This is a genomic window from Chryseobacterium sp. VD8 (assembly GCF_037149975.1).
Lineage (GTDB): Bacteria > Bacteroidota > Bacteroidia > Flavobacteriales > Weeksellaceae > Chryseobacterium > Chryseobacterium indicum.
This window is the reverse complement of the sequence record NZ_JBBCQL010000026.1, coordinates 14,584-30,502: the sequence shown is the minus strand read 5'-3', so window position 1 is coordinate 30,502 and position 15,919 is coordinate 14,584. Positions and strand designations below refer to the sequence as shown.

General features: G+C 35.7%; 15 protein-coding genes and 1 pseudogene. 6 read left to right on the top strand and 10 right to left on the bottom strand.

Features of this window, described 5'->3' with window-relative positions; genetic code table 11:
• Nucleotides 1–2,594: pseudogene (locus WFK35_RS05070) on the bottom strand (hypothetical protein); the annotation flags it as partial.
• Between the two features lie 181 nt (nucleotides 2,595–2,775).
• Here WFK35_RS05070 and WFK35_RS05065 point away from each other — a divergent pair.
• The 4 genes from WFK35_RS05065 to WFK35_RS05050 all read left to right on the top strand — a co-directional run bounded on the left by WFK35_RS05065 (nucleotide 2,776) and on the right by WFK35_RS05050 (nucleotide 9,076).
• A complete protein-coding gene (locus WFK35_RS05065; RefSeq protein WP_336731650.1) occupies nucleotides 2,776–3,369 on the top strand; it encodes a TetR/AcrR family transcriptional regulator in 594 nt (197 codons plus the stop codon).
• Between the two features lie 93 nt (nucleotides 3,370–3,462).
• Complete coding sequence (locus WFK35_RS05060) at nucleotides 3,463–4,815, top strand: TolC family protein (RefSeq protein ID WP_442892002.1); 1,353 nt, start codon at nucleotides 3,463–3,465, stop codon at nucleotides 4,813–4,815.
• Nucleotides 4,816–4,821: 6 nt separating this feature from the next.
• The gene (locus WFK35_RS05055; protein WP_336731648.1) at nucleotides 4,822–5,883 is read left to right on the top strand and encodes an efflux RND transporter periplasmic adaptor subunit; all 1,062 of its coding nucleotides are present in this window, start codon (nucleotides 4,822–4,824) and stop codon (nucleotides 5,881–5,883) included.
• Between the two features lie 7 nt (nucleotides 5,884–5,890).
• A complete protein-coding gene (locus WFK35_RS05050) occupies nucleotides 5,891–9,076 on the top strand; it encodes an efflux RND transporter permease subunit (RefSeq protein ID WP_336731647.1) in 3,186 nt (1,061 codons plus the stop codon).
• A 444-nt stretch (nucleotides 9,077–9,520) separates the two neighbouring features.
• Here WFK35_RS05050 and WFK35_RS05045 read toward each other — a convergent pair whose 3' ends face one another.
• The 9 genes from WFK35_RS05045 to WFK35_RS05005 form a co-directional block, all read right to left on the bottom strand.
• Complete coding sequence (locus WFK35_RS05045) at nucleotides 9,521–9,967, bottom strand: KTSC domain-containing protein (protein ID WP_214589951.1); 447 nt, start codon at nucleotides 9,965–9,967, stop codon at nucleotides 9,521–9,523.
• A gap of 133 nt (nucleotides 9,968–10,100) precedes the next feature.
• A complete protein-coding gene (locus tag WFK35_RS05040) occupies nucleotides 10,101–10,481 on the bottom strand; it encodes a VOC family protein (protein WP_336731646.1) in 381 nt (126 codons plus the stop codon).
• 15 nt (nucleotides 10,482–10,496) lie between these two features.
• Complete coding sequence (locus WFK35_RS05035) at nucleotides 10,497–11,285, bottom strand: hypothetical protein (protein ID WP_336731645.1); 789 nt, start codon at nucleotides 11,283–11,285, stop codon at nucleotides 10,497–10,499.
• Nucleotides 11,275–11,841, bottom strand: a complete 567-nt coding sequence (locus WFK35_RS05030; RefSeq protein ID WP_336731644.1) for a hypothetical protein — start codon at nucleotides 11,839–11,841, stop codon at nucleotides 11,275–11,277. Before WFK35_RS05030 ends, WFK35_RS05035 begins: the two co-directional genes overlap by 11 nt.
• Before the next feature lie 5 nt (nucleotides 11,842–11,846).
• A complete protein-coding gene (locus WFK35_RS05025; protein ID WP_336731641.1) occupies nucleotides 11,847–12,425 on the bottom strand; it encodes a hypothetical protein in 579 nt (192 codons plus the stop codon).
• Between the two features lie 34 nt (nucleotides 12,426–12,459).
• The gene (gene nudK / locus WFK35_RS05020; protein WP_214589946.1) at nucleotides 12,460–13,041 is read right to left on the bottom strand and encodes a GDP-mannose pyrophosphatase NudK; all 582 of its coding nucleotides are present in this window, start codon (nucleotides 13,039–13,041) and stop codon (nucleotides 12,460–12,462) included.
• A 26-nt stretch (nucleotides 13,042–13,067) separates the two neighbouring features.
• Nucleotides 13,068–13,970, bottom strand: a complete 903-nt coding sequence (locus WFK35_RS05015) for a TIGR01777 family oxidoreductase (protein ID WP_336731639.1) — start codon at nucleotides 13,968–13,970, stop codon at nucleotides 13,068–13,070.
• A 21-nt stretch (nucleotides 13,971–13,991) separates the two neighbouring features.
• The gene (locus WFK35_RS05010) at nucleotides 13,992–14,336 is read right to left on the bottom strand and encodes a hypothetical protein (RefSeq protein WP_214589944.1); all 345 of its coding nucleotides are present in this window, start codon (nucleotides 14,334–14,336) and stop codon (nucleotides 13,992–13,994) included.
• Nucleotides 14,333–14,938 carry an HPP family protein gene (locus WFK35_RS05005; RefSeq protein ID WP_235130559.1) on the bottom strand — a complete coding sequence of 202 codons (606 nt, stop codon included), beginning with the start codon at nucleotides 14,936–14,938 and terminating at the stop codon, nucleotides 14,333–14,335. Before WFK35_RS05005 ends, WFK35_RS05010 begins: the two co-directional genes overlap by 4 nt.
• Before the next feature lie 160 nt (nucleotides 14,939–15,098).
• Here WFK35_RS05005 and WFK35_RS05000 point away from each other — a divergent pair, with 160 nt between their 5' ends.
• Together WFK35_RS05000 and WFK35_RS04995 are read left to right on the top strand one after the other, a co-directional pair.
• A complete protein-coding gene (locus tag WFK35_RS05000) occupies nucleotides 15,099–15,431 on the top strand; it encodes a single-stranded DNA-binding protein (protein WP_336731638.1) in 333 nt (110 codons plus the stop codon).
• 17 nt (nucleotides 15,432–15,448) lie between these two features.
• Nucleotides 15,449–15,904 (top strand): HRDC domain-containing protein, encoded by a 456-nt coding sequence (locus WFK35_RS04995; protein WP_336731636.1) that lies wholly within the window; start codon nucleotides 15,449–15,451, stop codon nucleotides 15,902–15,904.
• Nucleotides 15,905–15,919: the final 15 nt, after the last annotated feature.

The window sequence follows — 15,919 nt, the reverse complement described above, 5'->3', positions numbered from 1 at the left end:
AAATCAATTCTTTCAGGAAGATTGAATATAGGTTTAGGGTTCAGAGCCAGATTTAATCGAACAATTTTAAAACATCCGTCCGGTGTGGAAACTTTTACGTGGATTACAGTAGCACCTAAATTGATAGAATATGCAGAAGGATTGCTAATTACGTTCCCAAAATCATCCGTATAAGTAAATGTATATCCGGAAGGATTGGCAATAATATTACTTTGATACGACGTTAAATTCACCATCATAGAGTTCCCTGTCGTACTGTTACAGAACGTCGCCGAATAATCATTGGCAGGAACATTATTCGTTGAGAGTGTTACCGTAATTGCCAGTTTTTCAGACTCACAGTTGTTCACTGTCTGTGTTACGTAGTAAACTGTTCCGTTCACCAGAGGAGTTGTAAGCGGTAAGATATTTCCTGCGGCATCATAAAACTTAAGGGAAGTTCCGGTTACAACTAAACTTGCCAAAGTAGGATTTGCCGAAGCACAAAAATCCTGAACAGCGTTTCCTGTAGGTTTCGGAGTTTCATTTACAGTAACCTGAACAGCGATTTTATCACTTTCGCATCCGTTAATCGTTTGGGAGGCATAATAGGTCTGTCCGTTTACCAGCGCCGTTGTTGAAGGCAAAACATTTCCGGCTGCATTGTACCATTTGATATTCTGTCCTGTAATCTGAATATTGGCAACTGTTGGATTGGTGCTTTTACAGAAAATTTGCTGAAGATTGGTTGTTACAGGTAATGCCGTTGCTGTTACCGTTACATTTTGGTTTTGTGCCGAAATATTTCCATTTCCGTCATTATAAGTCCAGTGGATCACATAAGTTCCCGGAACAGAATAGGAAAGAGGATCGGTAGTGGTTGCCGTAATGATTCCGGCACAATTATCTGTTGCCTTTGGAAAATTGGAAATCGTAGTATGACAGTCTCCTATGATATTGGTAAGATTTGTTACATTAGGAACTGGCGGAGTAATATCACCAACAATTACATGCACAGAAAAACTTCCGTCGCATCCATTAATAGATCCTGTAACCTGACAAGTATATATTCCAGAGTTTGCTGTTGTTGAATTGAGAATTGTAGGATTTTGCTGATTTGAAGTAAATCCATTTGGCCCAGTCCAGTTATAGGTTGTTCCGCCAGTTGCATTCAACTGAATATTTGCACCTAAACAAATGTTCATACTTGAATTTTGAGGTAAATTATTACATCTTTCTAGTTTTAACAAGTAACCATCATCATTAGTTGTTGATGTGTTTATTGTATTTAAAAAATACTCATTGGCAGAAGGGTCAAAATCACAGTTCCAGTGAAAAGTTCCGACATAATAATAACTGTCATTAAGATTTACTGTTTGATAAACTCTTGCATACGCATTTGGTTTATAGGCATTCGTAGATCCTATTCTGAAAGATGTTTTATATTCTCTATTAGGGTTAAAAGTTATCGAACAACCTTCTGAATATCCGCTTCCGAATACAATATTATTTACTCCCAAGTCAGGATTGGCATCGAAAGTTTTATCAAAATATCCATTAACATGCAGGTTATTATAATCATCACAACTTAAACCCTCTATAGATAAAGGAAAATGCTGTCCGTTATTTAAATATTTTTTTACATCAAGTAAATTATTATTAGTATCGAACCACAATAAATAAAGGCTGATATAAGTATTGGAAGGCAATAAATATTGATTACTTGAAGGATCTACGTCAATAGGTAAAAACTGAGCCATCCATTGACCTGAAACAATAAGTTTATCATTTTTATCAACAAGAATATCAGAATAACTTTGGTCTTCTTGAATTCCAGACCAAAGCAAAGTCCCGTTAGTGTTGTATCGTTGCAATGTATACCGAGACTGACCATATATATTATTCATCGCAAAATAGACATCATTATTAGAATTTAAAACCAATTTATTTTCGATTCCGTTGGTAACTTTTTTTAGCCATTGAACCTGTAAAGAAGAATTAAATTTAATAATATACGAAGCCGCTGTAGAGTTTGTATCATTAAACGCTGTATTTACAGCTTGTTGAAATACCAGATCATAAAAAGTAAAAGTACTTAGATATACATTTCCGTTGTTATCAACATCTAATGAATTTGGATTTGAGTTTGTTACCTGCGTTTCATTAATAAGGTTTCCATTAAGGTCTAAAGTGGTAATTGTAGCATAGCCATTAATATAATTTCCTTGATAAACAGATTTATTGGTGAGTGCATATACTTTTCCGTTTTTAACCTTCAAATCGTACTCAACATCATTATGTACATTACTTATTTTGTAACTCCACAGATAATTACCATTACTATCCAGTTTGATGACAAAGGTTGTTCCTGATCCTCCTGAACTTATATAATTTGTTGGAATTAAAAGATTTACACCTGGTCCTGGATCTACATCAATTCCACTGAAACTAAGGGTCTTACCTAAAAGATACATATTTCCATTATCATCTTTTTGGACTTTTGAAATATGATCAGTATAGTCTGTATAGCTTCTGAATTGTTTTACCCAAGAAAAGTTCTGAGAAAACAAAAATCCACAGCAGAAAACTGTGCATAGAAACAATATTTTTCGCATCGGTTACTAATTTTTCGGCAAAGATATAAAATCAGGTTATTTTTCAAAGGTTAATAAGTCGTAATCTGAGATTAAAGTCAAAAATATGATGCATGTCACACTAATTTGTTTAATAATTTTGTTTAACAATTTTGTCAAAAATAAAATTTGATTTAAATTTGCACAAATTTGTTTAACAAAAATGTCAAATCAAGCAAAAAAAGACCAAACACAGGAATTAATTAAAGACACAGCAAAGAATTTATTCTTTGTGAAAGGTAAGTTTGACGCTACTACTCAGGAGATTGCTGATGAAGCCGGTGTCAACAGAACGCTTATCAATTATTATTTCCGCTCACGGGACAATCTCATTCAGATTATTTTTGATGAAGCTCAGAAAGTGGAAAAAGAAAAATCTGAAATTATCATGAATTCTGATCTTCCTCTGAAAGAAAAGATCGGCCAGTTTATCGAAGGAAGTTTGTCTACAAGTCTTCAGTATCCTTATCTCGAAACCTATATCGTTTCACAGATCAATAAAGGAAACTGCCACAAAAAAGACATCGAAGAAGATGAGCTGAAAAGGCTTTTTACAGATATTGAAACAGAAATGGAACGGGGAAATATAGAGAGGATGAAACCTATTCATTTTCTTCTGAATATGATTTCTCTGCTGGTTTTCCCAAGTGCGGTAAGACCTTTATTAATGGAAAATCTTATGATCAGCGAAGAGGAATTCGATAAGATCATTTCCGAAAGAAAAGAGATCATTTTGAATATGCTATTTAAAAACTAAAAAAATGTTAAAGTATTTTAAGAAATGATTCGTCATTTAGATATAAAAGCATTTAACATAATAATTACATTAAAAAAATAAACGAAGTATAATATTATGAAAAAACGTATAACTGCAAACAAGCTAAAAGTAGGAATAGCGGCTGCATTTATGATGTTCGGTTTTTCATCGGTGTCTGCACAACAGCAGGTTTCCTTACAGGAAGCGATCAAACAGGCACTTCAGAATAAAGCGGAAGCCAAAAAGGCAGCTTTACAGATCAAAAAAGCCGAATACAAGATTGATGAGGCAAAAGCAGGAGCTTTACCTCAGATTTCAGCGACAGCAGGTGTCACTTACAATCCGATTATTCAGGAATCCCTTCTTGCATTTGGAGGCGAAAAAATCAGAGCCCAGTTCGGACAGCCCTGGAACTCTACGGCTTCCGTACAGCTTCAACAGGCAATTTTTGATCAGAGAGTGTTCACCGGACTGAAGGCGGCAAAATCTACAAGAGAATTTTATGTTCTTAATGCGCAGCTTACCAATGAGCAGATCATCGAAAACGTAGCATCCGCTTACTATCAGGTTTTTGTTCAGGAAGAAAATCTTAAAACGATAGAGGCAAGTTACGCCAATACCGAAAAAGTAAGAAATGTGATTAAAAGTCTGGTGGATAACGGACTGGCAAAATCCATTGATCTCGACAGAACCAATGTTCAGCTTACCAACATCGGATCAAACAAACAGACATTAATTAATTCTGTTCAGCTTGCTAAAAATGCACTGAAGTTCTACATGGGGGTTCCAATTGAATCTGATATCGAGCTTGAAGAAAAAACCATTGAACCAAAACCGGAACTGGTTGCAGGAAATTTAAATCTTGATAACCGTACCGAAATCAAAGTTTTAAATAAAAACAGAGAACTTCTGGTTTTTAATAAAAAAGCGACTGAAGCGTATCTTTACCCTACAGTAAGCCTTGTTGCGAATTACGGCTGGGGTGCAAACGGAGCAAAATTTCCATTAACCAACGGGCTTAAAAATGGTGTTCTCTGGAGCGATTACTCTGCAATCGGATTAAATGTTAATATTCCGATTTTTACCGGAGGAGCTACAAAAGCGAAGATCAATCAGGCAGAAGTTGATATTCAGGATCTTGATCTGGATATTCAGAATACACAGTTAAGCCTTAATTTAGATTATAAAAATGCCATTGCCAACATAGAAAATGCTTTAATTAATATTGAAAGCATGAAAGACAACGTAGGATTGGCAGAAAGAGTTCAGAAAAATACACAATCCAACTACCAGTACGGTTTAGCAACACTTACAGAAGTTCTGGATGCAGAAAATGCTTTAACGCAGGCAAAACAGAATTACGCTAATGCTTTACTGGATTACAAACAGGCTGAAATCAAGCTAATTAAAGCAAAAGGAGAATTAAATACACTACAAAACCCGTAATAAACTATGAAAAAAACTTTAATATATATCATCGTAGCAGCCGTACTGGTTGGTTTGGCAGCTTACAAGATTGCCGGAAATAAAGAAAAGCAGACGCAGGAAGTAAAAGAGGTTGCAAAGCAGGTAGACAAAGTTAACGTAAACGTTATAACGGTTTCGAGAGAAAACATTGATACAGATTACAGCGCAAACGGAACATTTATCCCGAAACAGGAAATGAACCAGTCTTCTGAAATTTCAGGACGTGTAGTAAGCGTTTTGGTAAAAGAAGGTTCAAGAGTGGGAGCAGGACAGGTATTGGCAACCATTAAAAGAGATGCTATTGAAGTAGATGTTACACAGGCTCAGAACAATTTGCAGAATGCTATTGCGGACAACCAGCGTTATGAAAATGCCTTCAAAACAGGAGGAGTTACCAAACAGCAGCTTGATAATTCCAGATTACAGCTTAAAAACGCTCAGGCTGCTTTAAGAGCTCAGGGTGTAAAAGTAAATGATACAAGCATTCGTGCAGGAATCAGCGGAACCATCAATAAAAAAATGGTAGAGCCGGGAATGGTAGTTGCTCCGGGGACAGGACTTTTCGAAATCGTAAACATCAACAGCTTAAAACTTTCAGTTTTGGTTGATGAAAGCCAGATCGGGAAAATTCAGTTAGGGCAGGAAGTTCCGATTAAAGTTAACGTTTTACCGGAAGACTCATTTGTAGGAAGAATTACATTTATCGCTCCTAAAAGTGATGCTTCTTTAAATTTCCCTGTTGAAATTGAAGTTAAGAACAGAGGAAACCTGAAAGCGGGTATGTACGCGACAGCAATCTTTAAAACAAACAACGGTGCAGAAACGCAGAATATGTTAACGGTTCCTGCAGAAGCATTTGTAAACGGGGTAAGCTCGGGGCAATTATTTGTTGTACAGAACGGAGTGGCTAAACTCATCAAAGTAACCGTTGGAAAAGTATATGGCGATAAAGTTCAGGTTTTAAGCGGACTGAATGGCGGAGATCAGGTGGTGACAAACGGACAGATCAATCTGGATAACGGATCTAAAGTAAATATCGTAAAGTAGAAGGTTTATGAAGTTAGCAGAAATATCGATTAAAAGACCATCGTTGGTAATCGTATTGTTTACGATTCTTACGTTGGGAGGTATCCTGAGTTACACACTCATGGGATACGAATTGATTCCGAAGTTTGAAACCAATATGGTAACCATTTCTACGGTGTATCCGGGAGCTTCGCCTGCAGAGGTGGAAACATCCGTTACCCGAAAAATTGAAGATGCCGTTGGTTCTTTGGAAAACGTGAAGAAAGTAGAATCTTCTTCCTATGAAAGTTTATCCGTAATTATGGTTCAGCTGAATGACGGAGCTGATGTAGATTATGCATTGAATGATGCACAGAGAAAAGTAAACGCCATTCTGGCAGACCTTCCGGATGATGTAAAAGCGCCTTCTCTTAATAAATTCTCTCTGGATGATTTACCGATCATCACGATGAGTATTTCATCAGACAAATTAAACAGCAAAGATCTCTATGATCTTTTAGATAAAAAAATTGAGCCTATTTTCTCCCGTGTAAACGGTGTTGCGCAGGTTGACCTTGTGGGTGGACAGGAAAGAGAAATTCAGGTGAATCTTGACGAGAAAAAACTGCAGGGTTACGGACTTTCCATCGGAGATGTTCAACAGGCAATCCTTTCTTCAAACTTGGATTTCCCTACCGGTAGTTTAAAGACCAGAACGTCAAAATCTACCATCAGATTATCCGGAAAGTATAAATCTGTAGCAGAAATGAACAATCTTGTGGTTTCCAATAAAAACGGAGCACAGGTTCGTTTATCTGATATTGCTACGGTTTTCGACTCTCAGAAAGATGTGGAGAAAGTAGCGAGATTCAACCAGTTTCCTACGATCTTAATGCAGGTTAAAAAACAATCTGATGCCAATGCGGTTGCAGTATCTGAAAGCGTTCAGAAAACCATTGAAACCGTTCAGGAAGCTTATAAAGCACAGGGTGTAAAAGTAAAAGTGGTAAACGATACAACCGACTTTACCCTTGAATCTGCCAACCACGTAATTTTCGACTTATTCTTAGCGATTATTCTGGTGGCAATTGTAATGTTATTATTCCTTCACAGCATCAGAAATGCCTTCATCGTAATGGTTTCCATTCCGGCTTCGTTAGTGGCAACGTTCATCGGAATGAATCTGATGGGATATACGCTGAACTTAATGAGTTTACTGGGACTTTCCTTAGTGGTAGGTATTCTTGTGGATGACGCGATTGTTGTACTGGAAAATATTTACCGTCACATGGAGATGGGGAAAAGCAAAATCAGAGCAGCGTATGACGGAGCTTCGGAGATCGGGTTTACCGTTGCAGCGATTACTTTGGTAATTGTGGTGGTATTCTTACCGATTGCGATGAGTTCAGGTCTGGTAGCCAACATTCTGGCTCAGTTCTGCGTCACGGTAGTTATTGCAACAATGTTATCATTGCTGGCTTCATTTACCATCATTCCGTGGCTGTCTTCAAGATTTGGTAAGCTTGAGCATTTAACAGGAAAAAACTGGTTCGAAAAATTCATCCTTTGGTTTGAAGGTTTAATCGAGAAATTCACCCACTGGATCACAGGAATTCTTGAATGGTGTTTAAAAACCACATTAAGAAGAATTTCCACAGTCGTGATTACTTTCATCGTATTGATTTCTTCATTCATGTTGGTAGCATTCGGATTTATCGGAGGAGAATTTTTCCCACCGATCGACAGAGGGCAGTTCCTTGTTCAGATGGAATTACCAAAAGATGCAACAATCGAAAAGACCAATCAGCTTACATTAGATGTTGAGAAGTTTTTAAGAAACGATAAAGATGTTGTTGATTTAATTACCACAGTAGGACAGCAGTCAACAGGTTTTGGCGGAGCTCAGGCGACAACTTATCAGTCGGAAGTTCAGGTAAATTTAACAGATAAATCTGAACGTTCTGAAAGTACCAACATTAAAGCTGCAAAAATAAAAAGAGCTTTAGAAGAGAAATTTACAGGAGTAGAATTCAAAACGGCGCCAATCGGAATCATGGGTGCTGAAAATGCACCGATTGAAATGGTGGTAACCGCTCCGGATAACGCAACAGCCGTAAAAGAAGCAACAAGAATCTTAGAATTGCTGAAAAAAGTTCCGGGAGCAGTAGATGCAGAATTATCTACAGATTCAGGAAATCCTGAAGTTCAGGTAAATATCGACAGAGATAAAATGGCTTCTTTAGGCCTGAATCTTTCAAGTGTAGGACAGACAATGCAGACTGCATTCAACGGAAATACAGACGGGAAATTCAGAGCTGGAGAGTACGAGTATGACATCAATATCCGTTTCGGAGATGCGAACAGACAGTCTATTGATGATGTTAAAAACTTAATGTTTACGAATCCTCAGGGACAGCAGGTTCGTCTTAGCCAGTTTGCTGAGGTTAAAATGGGATCAGGACCGAGTTTGCTTGAGCGTAGAGACAAATCGCCTTCTGTAAAAGTAAGAGCTAAAGCAGTAGGGAGACCTGTAGGAGACGTTGCCAACGAATGGGCAAAACAGTTCATGGACAGCAAAAACAAACCTATAGGTGTAGATTACATCTGGAGTGGAGATATGGAAAACCAGCAGGAAGGTTTCGGTACGTTGGGAATCGCATTATTGGCAGCTATTGTATTGGTTTACCTTGTGATGGTTTCATTGTATGACAGTTTTGTGTATCCTTTCGTGGTATTATTCTCAATTCCTTTGGCAATGATCGGAGTAATGGTAATTCTTGCCTTAACAGCAAATTCACTGAATATCTTTACGATGCTAGGGATGATTATGTTGATTGGTCTGGTTGCGAAGAACGCAATTTTGATTGTCGACTTTACCAATGCCAGAAAAGCAGCAGGATCTAATACACACGACGCTTTGGTACAGGCAAATCACGCCCGTCTTCGTCCAATCCTTATGACAACGATTGCGATGATCTTCGGGATGCTGCCGATCGCATTGGCGACAGGAGCAGGAGCGGAGATGAACAAAGGTTTGGCATGGGTAGTTATTGGTGGTTTAACATCATCTCTATTCCTTACCCTGATTATTGTACCGGTAGTTTACTCTTTATTTGATTCAATTCTGAGAAGAATGGGTAAACATAAAAAAGTAGATTATGAAGCTGAAATGAAAGCGGATTATGAACACAGAGAACTAAGTGAAGATGGTTTTACGCCAAAACATTTAGACTAATATAACACCTTAATTAACCGAAAACCGTATCAGCAATGATGCGGTTTTTTTATGTCATTGCAAACAGACTGAAGATCTGCAAACGTAGTTCTGATGCAACGAAGCAATCTTAAAAAAGAAAAGAAACATGATTGCTCATTTGCTGAGTAAAATGCCTTTGTGATCGAAAAGTATGTTCAATAATTTAAAAAAGCTAGCGACTCTTTTGCGTTAAAATTAAAATTTAATTGATTATCTGTTATCAATCATAATGCTTGATTTTAACGCTAAGCAGGCAAAGACTTTTTTATAAACAAACTAGTTTTTAAGGTTCGCAGAAGCGTTAAAACTTAACTGAGATCGCAGAGGTTTTTATTCTGACAAATTACGGACAATCAAAAAAAATTAATCAAATAAAAAAGCTTCCAAATTAATTGAAAGCTCTTATTTATTGTAAATAGGTGATTATTCCGCCATTGCCTCACCGGCTTTTCTGTAGACGAAACTTCCGTAAATATGTCTTCTTGCAAAACGGCTCGGAGAATCGGAGTTCACCATTTTGATGTAGGTATTTTTCGGAACTCCAAGATATTCGTACATATTTCCGTTCAGGTGCTGTACTTTAAGAACCGATTTTTCCAGATAAAAATCCTGAATATTGGATTTCGTAATGGTTTCGGTGTATTCTTCTTTATATTTTTCCTGCGTTTCCGGATTGATGCTTACCAGAAAATGATAGGCTTCAATCACAGATTTGCTTTTTTCTTCCGCTTCCAGCTTTCCTGCTTCATCGTTGATGAATTTATCAGGATGCGTATCTTTCATCGTATTCCTGTAGATGGTTTTTAATTCCTTCAGTGTTACATTTTTATCAACTTCCAGAAGCTTTCTGTATTCGCCTAATTTTTTCATAATGGATGATCCTTATTTCGGGGTGCAAAATTAAGGTTTTAAAATGTAAAAATCATAACTTATTCAGTATTAATTTATTTTATCCTGAAAATTAATATTAAGATAATCTTTGTGCATAATTTTAAATATTATTTCACAGATAATTACTAACCTCAATTAAATTCAGATCCGGATCTCTGAAATAAACCGATTGTATTTTTCCCAAAGCTCCGGTTCGCTCAACAATTCCTTCGATGATCTCAATATTCTTTTCCTTTAGTTCCTGTAAAACTTCATGAATATCGGTATTGGAAATAAAACAAAGATCCGCAGAACCACAAGTTGGATATTCAGCTTTTGGTTCAAATTCTTTTCCTTTTTGATGAAGGTTGATTTTCTGATTTCCAAAAGTCAGTGCTTTTCTGTTTTCTCCAAAAACTACGACTTCAAACCCAAGAATAGAGGTGTAAAAATCTACTGTTTTTTCAATGTCTGCAACTGTTAAAACAAGGTGATCTATGCTTTTGATTTTCATTTTTGATCTTTTAAATTAAAGACTATTAAAAGGAATTATTTTTTCTTCGGTTAATTTTTTTTGTAGTCGATCAGCATATTGATGGGCAAAATTTTCTTTTTCAACTTTAGGTAAGGCTGAGTAATAATCATCACGAATTTCTTTTGCATCACAATCTTCATCATTTTCGAAAGGTCTTTCAACAACTTCTAAATAATGAACATAATGGCCAAATTCATGCAGTAAAGTTCTGTACAATTGGGTATTTCTTGAAGGCTCTAAATTTAACTGAGAAATAAAACTTCTCTTATTTTGTGTAAAAATATGTCCGTCTCCTTTTAATCTTTCAAATTCTTTCTGATCTTCGATGCTTTGTTTTTTAGACCATATTAACTTTTTGTTTAAATCTATTGAGTCTAAAATTATCGCCGGAAAATATTCGTTTTCGTACTCAAAGCTGTAAACAAGTCTTCCCCAAACCGGAGAGATTATTTCCTCCTTTCTTTTCGGTTGGCGTAAAACAATAAACTTTAAATCTCCGTAATCTTCTTTAGGAATATTTTCGATTATCTTTTCAAGATCAGAAACAGAACAGGAGTGATAACAGTTTTCGCGAAGCTCTTCTATGATAAATAAAAATTCGTGTCCATTTATTATTTTAGATTCTTTTTCATGCTTACCAATTCTTTCGTAAAAAGACTTTAATGTTCCGTTAGGTGTTGAAATTTTCAATTTATTATTTTGACTGAAACCTTGATTTTCGGTTCCTATATTTTTGTTCCTTCTGGTTGCATTGTACATTTTCAGAGCGCAATTATTTTTCAAGATAATTTACATCAAACCATCCTTTATTAAACGTTACTTCTACCGTGTCATTATTCTGAAGATCAAAAATAGATTTTAAACCTTTTGAAATTCTATAGCGGTTAATTTTTTGAAGATCCTCTTTATCATGAATAGAATTTTCATTATTCAGCCAAAAAACTTTCTTTTCTTTATCATGAATTACTTCGTAAGTTTTATTGATTTCCGTATTCTTAGTTTCTGAATTGATTAAAAGCAAAGCATTATCCACCAAAGAATGAAATCCGAAATAAAATCCGCTGCCGAATATCATTAAACCCAATAAAATTAAAGGCACAGCCGAAAGCGTAATGCTTTTCCTTGAAATGAAAATAATGATTCCGGCAAGAATGGTAAAAATAAAAACCGTGTATTTCCATGAAAACTCTTTGAAATTTTTTATATCGTCGTTTAAATACAGATCTTTTACAAAGGGTTTGAGAAAAAAATCCTGCAACAAAAGAATGATAATAAAAATAATTACCAAAAAATATTTTCTGAAGAATGCTTTTGCATTGATATTATGGTTATTAGTCATCCTTTTTACTCTGTTCTCTGGAAAATATGCGTCAGTTTGGAATTCTTAATAAAATCCTGAACAGAAGTATCTTTTGTGGCATTTTTATCCGTTAATTCAAAATAATAAATCATCAGATTCGGAAACTTTGGATCTTTACAAACCACTTTAAAACGCTTTACCTTTTCATCGGTACTTAAAAAACTCAGTTCAGAACCACCACTCAGTTTAATATTATTGACTTCAAAAGAATCTTTCCAGTTTTTTTGAATTTTGGCAAATCGTTTCTGCGTTCTGTCGCTGTCTTCGTTTTCGAATTTATCAACCTGAAATTCCGTTAAAAGCTGAGGATAAATTAATCCTTCTTTAAGCATCGTTTCAGTAATTTTATCCGCTTTATCATAGAATATAATTTTGTTATCAAACAATATCTGATTGTCATTAAGTGTCATTTTTCCATCGAACTTCTTATAATTTTTCTTTTTATAATCATTCTTAAAATGTTCAATGACAGCTTTATCTTTAGGGCCTGCTTTTTCAGTTTTCTGTCCAAAAACAGAAGCAGATAAAAATAAAGAAAGACTTATTGTATATATTAGTTTCATAATGGCTTGAATAAAATTAATTTAAATTTGAATTTTATAGAATATTTTTAATTCTTAAATATTGCAGCAGCATGATTGTTTTTGCATCTTTAATTTCTCCCGAATCGATCATTTCCAATGCTTTATCAATTGAAAGTTCAAGGACTTCAATGTTTTCGCCTTCTTCATCCAATCCGCCGCCTTCTGTAATTTTCATTTCCGTAGAATATTCTGCAATAAAAAAATGAAGAATTTCTGTTACCGAACCGGGAGACATATAGGCTTCAAATATTTTTTCAGCTTTTGAGATCTTATAGCCTGTTTCTTCCTCAGTTTCTCTTCTGATGCAGTCTTCGGGATTGTCATCGTCCAATAATCCGGCACACGCTTCGATCAGCATTCCTGTTGGATTTCCATTGATAAAAGTTGGCAGTCTGAACTGTCTTGTCAAAATAATTGTTTCAGACTTTTTATTATAAAGTAAAATAACGGCACCATTTCCTCTGTCATAGGCTTCACGGCTTTGCTGTTCGATGGTTCCGTCTTTTTTTTGAATACTGAAAGTTACTTTTTTCAAAGTGTACCAGTTATCAGATAAAATTTCCGTCTTTTCAATATGTACGTTCATATTTTGCATAGATTTTACAATCTTCGTTACATTTTTTATTTCAATAAATCTTCCAGAGCGCGCTTTAATTCAGGAAATTCAAACTGAAAACCTGCTTTCTGAATTTTTTCGGATGAAGCTCTCGAACCTTCCAGCAAGGCCTCCGACAACTCTCCGAACATCAGTTTCAGAACAAAAGCGGGAACATTGGGCATAAATAAAGGTTTGTGAAGAACTTCCGCCATATTTTTTGTCAGATTCTCGTTCGTAGTATGCTGTGGAGAATTCGCATTAAATGCGCCGTCAAGTTCAGAATTTTTCAAGGCAAATTCGTAAATCGAACAAATATCATTGATATGGATCCAAGGCATATATTGTTTTCCGGTTCCGATTGGTGAGCCTATGCCCATCTTCACAGGTGGAAGCATCTTTTTTAAAGCCCCGTCTTTTTCAGAAAGTACAACTGCAGTACGAATTTTAACTACTCTTTCAGCAACATTTTGTTCCTTGAAATCATCCGCAGCTTTCTCCCAGAGAATAACTACTTTACTTAAAAAATCATTTCCCGGGTCATCATTTTCAGTAAAAATTTTCTCTGTTGTTTTTGTTCCGTAATAATTAATTCCGGAAGCGGAAATGAAAGATTTTAATCTGATATTATTTTTTTGCAGAGTTTTTAAAAGCAAAGCTGCAGAATCGACACGGCTTGAAATCAGTTCTTTTTTTCTTTCATCGGTCCATCTTTTTTCCGAAATATTCGCTCCCGCAAGATGAATGATATGGGAAACATTCTCAAAAGCTTTTTCGTCGATCGTTCCTTTTTTAATATCCCATTCAAAATCGTTGCTGTTCTGTTTTTTTCGCGTAAGAAAACGTACCGTATAATCTTTCTCAAGTTTTTTAGACAATTCTTTGGCAACCAGTCCGTTTGCGCCCGTGATAAGAACAATTTCTTTCATGTTTAAAAATCTTTGTTGTTTCTAAGCCTGATTTTTTACGATCAGAACAAAATCATCTTCTAAAAGTTTATAGCCGTAATCGTAAATAAATTTATATTCGGAGCCGTTTTTATAAACTTTCAGATTTGTGAAATAATCGAAATCAAAACCTAAGCCATCGAGCTTGGATTTGGCAATTTTTGTTTTTCCTTCGGTATTCACTTCCGTCAGAATTCTGTAATTTTTGCGAAGCCTGTTATTGATGTTGCGCATCAGATTGCTGGAATCCTTGTTCTGTTTATTGTTGTAGGCATTTCGGCAGGCATCATTACAGAATTTTTTGTCGGATCTGCCGATAATTTTTTCGCCGCATTCGAGACAATTCATAGCTTTTTCATTTTGTGTGGATGTTTGTGTTTTTTCTTCAGTAAATATGTAAACCGATTATGATTCGGATAACTTCTGTTTGAGGTAATATTATTGAAAATTAAAGCAATAATCAATAAAATAATACATCCTGAAAGAACAGGAGAAAGAACATACCAATATCCCAGTTCCGGAATTTTTCCTGTAGAACTTACCGCAATAAGCGCAGTGGCTCCGCCTGGGGGATGAAGCGTTTTTGTGTACTGCATTAAAACGATGGAAAAAGCAACAGCCAGAGGTGCAGAAAGCCAGATGATGTCCGGAACAATTTTATAAACGGTAACGCCTACCAAAGCCGACAGAACGTGTCCTCCGATTAAATTTCTGGGTTGTGCAAGAGGACTTTGAATGGCTCCGTAAATTAAAACGCTTGAAGCTCCGAAAGAACCGATTAAAAAGATATTTTCTGTTGCCGACAAAGTGTGCGACTGGATGAAAGCAATTATTCCGATTCCGAAAAACGCTCCCAGAAATGACCAGAAATGCTCTTTATAGTCTACCAGAGTTTCTCTGTAAATCACATATTTGGAAACACGGAACGTTCTTTTTATTGTCTTCTTCATAGGATTTCAAAGATACGAAATTATCCGTTTGCAAACGACTACAAACGAATTTAAATAGTTTTCTACCGACTCCGGTTCTGAAATTCAACAATCTTTGCCACAGAGATTTGAGAAAAACATGAACGTCTCTTATCTGAATGTTAAATTTAAAAATAAAGTTATGTCACTAAGAAACAAAGTTATGCTCATCGGATTTACAGGAAAAGAAGTGGAAATCATCAGCTTCGATAACGGAAATGTAAAAGCCGCCGTTTCCCTTGCAACATCAGATCATTACACCAATGCAAAAGGTGAAAAAGTAGAAGAAACACAATGGCACAATGTGGTTGCTTTCGGAAAAACCGCTGAAATATTTCAGAAATACGTTCCGAAAGGAAAAGAAATCGCTGTGGAAGGAAAACTTACTTACCGATCGTATGACGATAAAGACGGTGTAAAAAGATACATTACAGAAATTCGTGTAGATGAAATTCTTTTGTTGGGAGGAAAATAATCTAAAAATTACAAGCCATGAAAATTAAAGTTTTTAAAATCGGACTAGACGACAGACAACTTGAAAAAGATCAAAAAACACTTGAAGCGTTTCTGGAATCGCACGATATTATAAAAGTTGAAACCGCTTTCGTTCAGGACGAAAAATACTGGTCGGTTGTGCTGTATTTTGAAGAATTGAAAATCGTTCAGCAAAGTGTTGTAAAAGATTCTAAAATGGCAAAATACTCCGCAGAAGATGAAACCTTAAATAATGATGAATTAAAAATACTGGAAGCTTTGAAATACTGGCGCTCCGAGAAAGCAAAAGAACAGAATCTGCCAAGTTATTTTATTGCTTCAAACAAAGAACTGATGTCTGTAGCGAAATATAAACCGGCTAAAAAAGAAGAGTTACGAGATATCAAAGGTTTTGGAAAGCATAAAATAGAAAATTACGGCGAAGAGATTCTGGAAATATTGGAAAGTATCTGATCTTTTTGTATTGTT